The organism is Candidatus Deferrimicrobiaceae bacterium, from assembly GCA_035256765.1.
Classification (GTDB): domain Bacteria; phylum Desulfobacterota; class Deferrimicrobia; order Deferrimicrobiales; family Deferrimicrobiaceae; genus CSP1-8.
The window spans coordinates 1-5,433 of sequence record DATEXR010000228.1 but is presented as its reverse complement, the minus strand read 5'-3'; the positions used below and the strand labels follow the sequence as shown (position 1 = coordinate 5,433).

At 66.5% G+C, this 5,433-nt stretch carries 6 protein-coding genes; 3 read left to right on the top strand and 3 right to left on the bottom strand.

Annotated elements, in window-relative coordinates:
- The first annotated feature begins 193 nt into the window (after positions 1-193).
- The 3 genes from VJ307_07730 to VJ307_07720 all read left to right on the top strand — a co-directional run bounded on the left by VJ307_07730 (position 194) and on the right by VJ307_07720 (position 3,124).
- On the top strand, positions 194-1,216 hold the full coding sequence (locus tag VJ307_07730; GenBank protein HJX74032.1) for a class I fructose-bisphosphate aldolase: 1,023 nt from the start codon (positions 194-196) through the stop codon (positions 1,214-1,216).
- A 63-nt stretch (positions 1,217-1,279) separates the two neighbouring features.
- A complete protein-coding gene (gene tpx / locus VJ307_07725; GenBank protein HJX74031.1) occupies positions 1,280-1,795 on the top strand; it encodes a thiol peroxidase in 516 nt (171 codons plus the stop codon).
- Positions 1,796-1,885: 90 nt separating this feature from the next.
- Entirely contained in the window at positions 1,886-3,124 is a 1,239-nt protein-coding gene (locus tag VJ307_07720) for a DUF445 domain-containing protein (GenBank protein HJX74030.1), read from the top strand.
- Positions 3,125-3,155: 31 nt separating this feature from the next.
- On the opposite strand, the gene VJ307_07715 is transcribed toward VJ307_07720, so the two are convergent.
- From VJ307_07715 to VJ307_07705, 3 genes are all read right to left on the bottom strand, one after another.
- Positions 3,156-4,184 carry an ABC transporter permease gene (locus VJ307_07715; GenBank protein HJX74029.1) on the bottom strand — a complete coding sequence of 343 codons (1,029 nt, stop codon included), beginning with the start codon at positions 4,182-4,184 and terminating at the stop codon, positions 3,156-3,158.
- Positions 4,177-5,103, bottom strand: a complete 927-nt coding sequence (locus VJ307_07710) for an ABC transporter ATP-binding protein (protein HJX74028.1) — start codon at positions 5,101-5,103, stop codon at positions 4,177-4,179. The genes VJ307_07715 and VJ307_07710 overlap by 8 nt, the downstream gene beginning before the upstream one ends.
- Positions 5,104-5,195: 92 nt before the next feature.
- A partial coding sequence (locus tag VJ307_07705; GenBank protein HJX74027.1) for a prolipoprotein diacylglyceryl transferase family protein occupies positions 5,196-5,433 on the bottom strand: 238 nt, incomplete at its 5' end.

Below are 5,433 nucleotides of genomic sequence, written 5' to 3'. Positions count from 1 at the left end.
CGCGGGACTTTCCCGCGTGAAGATCGGAAATGTCCATCTTCTCGGGTGAGGTTCCGGCGTGGCGGGTATCTTTGCCTTCCGCCGTGAAACCGGGGGTTCCCGAACGCATCAAAACGGAAAGAAAATTTGGCTTTTACCGTTCGTTTCCCGGCCACGGCCGGGCAAACCCCAGGAAGAAAGAGGAGGGAACCGCATGCCACCCAAGGAACTGGAATCCGTCGCCCGGTCGCTCGTCGCGGAAGGGAAGGGAATCCTGGCCGCGGACGAAAGCTCGCCAACCATCGAAAAGAGGTTTAAAGGCATCGGAACCGCTTCCACCGAGGAAAACCGGCGCGTCTACCGGGATCTGCTCTTCACCACTCTCGGGGCCTCGGAGTTCGTCAGCGGCGTCATCCTGTTCGACGAGACGATCCGCCAGAAGGCCAAGGACGGCACCCCCTTCCCGCAGGTCCTCGCCAAGCAGGGAATCATCCCCGGCATCAAGGTGGACACGGGGGCCAAGCCCCTCCCCGGCTTTCCGGGGGAGAAGATCACCGAGGGGCTGGACGGCTTGCGGGAACGGCTCTCCGGGTACCGGGACCTGGGCGCCCGTTTCGCCAAGTGGCGCGCCGTGATCGCCATCGGGGACGGCATCCCGACGGCATGCTGCCTCAAGGGGAACGCCCACGCGCTCGCGCGCTACGCCGCCCTGTGCCAGGAAGCCGGCCTGGTCCCCATCGTGGAGCCCGAAGTGCTCATGGACGGCCCCCACACGATCGAGCGCTGCGAGGAGGTGACGACCGCCGCCCTCACCCTTGTCTTCTCCGAGCTTCTCGAGCACCGCGTGGCCCTCGAGGGGACGCTTCTCAAGCCCAACATGATCCTCTCCGGGAAGGAGTGCCCGAAACAGGCGGGCGGTTCCGAGGTGGCCGAGGCCACGGTTCGCACCTTGCGCCGCACCGTCCCCTCCGCCGTCCCCGGCATCGTCTTCCTCTCGGGCGGTCAAAGCCCGGAGCAGGCAACCCGGAATTTGAGCGCCATGAACGCCCTGGGAAGGCATCCCTGGGAGCTCAGCTTTTCCTACGGACGGGCTCTGCAGGACCCGGTGCTGAAAACCTGGAAAGGGGATCCGGCAAACGTCCCCGCCGCCCAGCGGGCCTATTACCACCGCGCGCGATGCAACAGCGCCGCCCGGTTCGGCAAATACACGAAGGAGATGGAAACCACGGCGGCGTGACGTCGCCTCCGGTTCGGGCCGTTGCGACCGGGAGCAACCGTACCTTTGCAAAAGGAGGACACGATGCAGGAGCGTAAAGGAGTCATAACGTTCAAGGGGAACCCGATGACGCTTCTCGGGCCGGAGATCCGGGTGGGGGACAAGGCGCCCGATTTCCGGGTGGTGGACACCGCGCTTGCGCCGGTGACCCTGAGGGACTTCCGGGGGAAGGTGAAGGTGATCAGCGCCGTTCCCTCGCTGGACACGCCGACGTGCGACACGGAGACCCGCCGGTTCAACCAGGAGGCGGCGAAACTGCCGGGGAACGTGGTCGTGCTGACCATCAGCCTCGATCTCCCCTTCGCCCAGAAACGGTGGTGCGCCGCGGCGGGCGTGGACAAGGTGAAGACGCTGTCCGACTACCAGGATCGCTCCTTCGCCTCCGCCTACGGGGTGCTGATCAAGGAACTGAAGCTTCTGTCCCGGTCCATCTTCGTCGTGGACGGCAAGGACGTGGTCCGGTACGTCCAGCACGTGGGGGAGGTGGCCAAGGAGCCCGACTACGCCGCCGTCCTTGGCGCCGTGAAGGGCCTGCTGTAGACCGGTCCTGTCGCAGGCGCAGCGGAACAAGCAGGGGAGGAAAGCATTCGTACCGGCAGGCGTCTTGGACCCGTATCTTTAGGGATCGCGGTGACCGGGTTCACGGTCCTTACGCTTTCGCTTCACCAGGAGTGGGTCCGTGGCCCGTTCTGGGTCATTGCGGCGTCGGCCTTCGAGGCCGGGACGATCGGCGGGGTGGCCGACTGGTTCGCGGTGACGGCCCTGTTTCGCGAAGTCCGGATCCCGCTGATCCGGCGGCACACCAACATCATCGTCAAGAACCGCGCCCGGATCGTCGACGGCATCGCGGACATGGTGCAGAACCGCTGGCTCTCCCCCGCGGTCATCGAGGAGCACCTCGGTCGGTTTTCCGCCTCCCGGGCCCTCCTGGAATACCTGGGGGACGGGTCCCGGCGGGAGAAGCTGCTCGTGGTGCTGCGAGACCTGCTGGGGAAAATCGTCGAAGGACTGGACGGGCCGGAGATCGCGGGCTTTCTTTCCCGGACGCTTCAGGACCAGGTGAAGGGGATCGACCTGGCGGGACCCCTGGGAGTCTGGATGGAGCAGGCGATCGCCCGGAGGGACCACGACGCCGTGTGGGACCTCCTGCTCAAATCCCTGACCCGTTCCCTCGGGGACCCGGAGATCGAGGGCCTGTTCCGGAGGCTTTCCCGGCAGGCGCTTGACGCCTACAAGGAGGGCGGTCTCCACAGGAAGGTGGTTCTCAATATCGCCGAGGCGGTGGACCTCCTGGACGACCGGACGGTCGCCCGGGCCCTTCTCGACAACCTTTCGGTCTTCGTGCAGGAGGCGAGGGGGAACCCCGGTCACCCGATCCGGCAGAATCTGGACGCCATGCTGCTCGATTTCGCGCGAGCCCTTTCCTCGGGCGACCCCGAGGCGGTTTCCACGGTGAACACCCTGCGGGCCCGGCTGGTCGAGAACACCGACGCGGTGGAGGTCATCCGGAAGGTCCTTGGGCAGTTCCGGGCGACGGCTCTGGCGCAGCTCGACCACCCCGATTCGGACCTCGCGTCGCTGATGCGCAGATTCCTCAACGAGAGGCTTTCGGAGTTCGCCCGGGACGCAGACGCGCAGGAAAAACTGGACGCATGGGTCCGCGAAACGGCCGTGGAGCTCGTCCGGAAGCGCCATGCCTACATCGGGGATATGGTCCGTGGGAGCCTGGAGAAGCTGCGCGACATCGACCTTGCGGCCCAGATCGAATCGAAGGTGGGTTCGGACCTCCAGTATATCCGTTTGAACGGGGCCATCGTCGGGGCGCTGGTGGGGGCGGTCCTCGCGATTTTCCGGATCTACCTGTTTTAGGAAAGGCGGCAGGGGCGGAAAGAGGCCGGCACTACGTCCACCGGAAAATCCACAGGGCGACAACGAAGGACAGGGTCCCCCACAGGCCCATCACCAGGAACTGGGGCCAAAGCGCGGCGAGGTGCGCCCCGTCGGTCATGATTCCCCGGAGCGCGTCGATCAGGGCGGTGAGAGGCAGGGCACGGATCAGCGGCCGGAGGGAGTCGGGAAACCGGCTGACGGAGAAGAAGACCCCCGAGAGGACGATCATCGGGAAGGTGGCGAGGTTGATCAGTCCCGAGATCGCCGCGGTCGTCCGGGCGCGGCTCGCAAGGAGCGTCCCGAGGCCCGCGAAGGAGAGCGCCCCGGCCGTCGCGGTCACCGCCAGGGAGAAGGCCGATCCGGCCGTGGACACGCCGAAGAAGAGCCAGGAGAGAAACAGAAGGGGGACGACCTCCAGCGGGAGGAAGACCATTCTCGACAGCACGTGCGCCAGGAGGAAGTCCCGTTTCCGCATGGGAGTGGCCAGCTGCAGTTTGAGGAGCTTGCGGATCCGGTCCTCGACGATCACCCACCCGATTCCCCAAAGCCCGCCGCCCATCAGGTTCATCCCGAGCAGTCCCGGCACGAGGAAATCGATGTAGCGGGCGCCGGGTTCCGTGACGAGCCTGTCCGCCGCGGGCACCGGGTCGGTGCGCCCCGCCGCGCGCTGGAGAATCCCGTCCACCCGCTCCCGGGCGAGCCGGCTGTCGGGCCGGGTCGGGTCGTACCGGTAGACGAGAGGGTCCCCGGGGATGACCAGGACCGCCGCGCCGCCCGTCCGAAGGAGGCGGTCCGCCGCCTCCCGGGGAAGCACGTCGACCCTCACATCGTCGTCCGCCCGCAAAGTCCTCGCGATTTCCGCCGCCCCGGGGGAATCGACCACCGCGGCGGCAGCCGGATCGGGGCGCTCCCCGCGGAAGGCGATTCCCAGCGCGAACGCCAGGAGAATCGGGAAAACGAATGTCCAGAAGATCGTTTCGGGATGCCGGATGCTTTCGCGGAACCTCGCCAGAAGGAGATGGACCAGCGGGCTATTCATCGCGGTATTTTCTCCCGGTCAGGGAAACGTACACGTCTTCCAGCGTCGCCTGCCGCAGCGTCAGATGCGCGAGGACGACAGACCGGGCCCGGAAAAGATCGAGAAGCGCAGGGACGGTGATGTGCGCATCCCGGATGGACACGAGGATCGCGCCGTTCTCCCGCCGGACCGAAGATACCCCGACGAGCTGGAGGACGGCCTTGTCCCCGATATCGCCCGCCGCCATCTCCACCTCGACGACGAGGTTTGCGTCCAGGGAAGCGATCAGATCGCCGGGGGACCCCACGGCGAGCACTTTTCCCCGGTCGATGATGGCGACACGGTCGCAGATGCGCTGCGCCTCCTCCATGGAATGCGTCGAGACGAGGATGGTGCATCCCCGGTCCTTGTAGGAGAGGATCGAGTCGCCGAAGGCAAGCCGCGCCTGGGGGTCGAGTCCCGTGGTCGGCTCGTCCAGGATGAGCAGCTCCGGGTCCCCCACCAGCGCGCAGGCGAGGGCGAGCCGCTGCCTCTGCCCGCCCGAGAGTCTGCTCGTCCAGGCGCCGGCCTTCTCCGCAAGACCCACCTCCCGGATGACGGAGAGGGGGTCGCGGCTTCGGGGATAGAAGCTTGCGAACAGCGCCACCACCTCGGAGACCTTGAGGCGTTCCGGGAAACGGGTCTCCTGCAGCGAGACCCCGATCCGCGAACGAAGCGACCGGTCGTCCTCCCCCCATTCCCGCCCGAGCACGGTGACCTGCCCGGCGGTGGAGCTTTGTAGCCCGACCAGGATCTCGAGAGTCGTCGTTTTCCCCGCTCCGTTGGGGCCGAGCAGACCGAAACACTCCCCCGCCCGAATGTCGAGGTCCAGGGAGTCGACCGCGACGACCGCGTCGTATCGCTTGACGAGACCCCGGAGGGAGATTGCCGGCTCTCGCATTGGGGACGATCCTCCGCCATCACGCATAACTTTTCATTTTACACCCGTTAGCGTCGGGTGCCCGAACGGCCCGGAGAAGGGGAGAGGGCGGCTCAGGGGTTTCGGGACACGCTCCGGCGGAGGACGACGTACCCCGCCACGGCGAAACCGGCGATCGCCGCGTACTGCCCGAACGTCAGACCGCCGTAACGCGCGTCGCTGATCCTCAAGAAGTCGAGGAAGAAGCGGACCGGCATGTACAGGAGGAGGAACGCAAGCGGATAGAACCCCGTCGGGCGGGGCTTCCGGTCGAGAACGAGAAACGCGGGGCACAGGACCAATAGCGTGTAG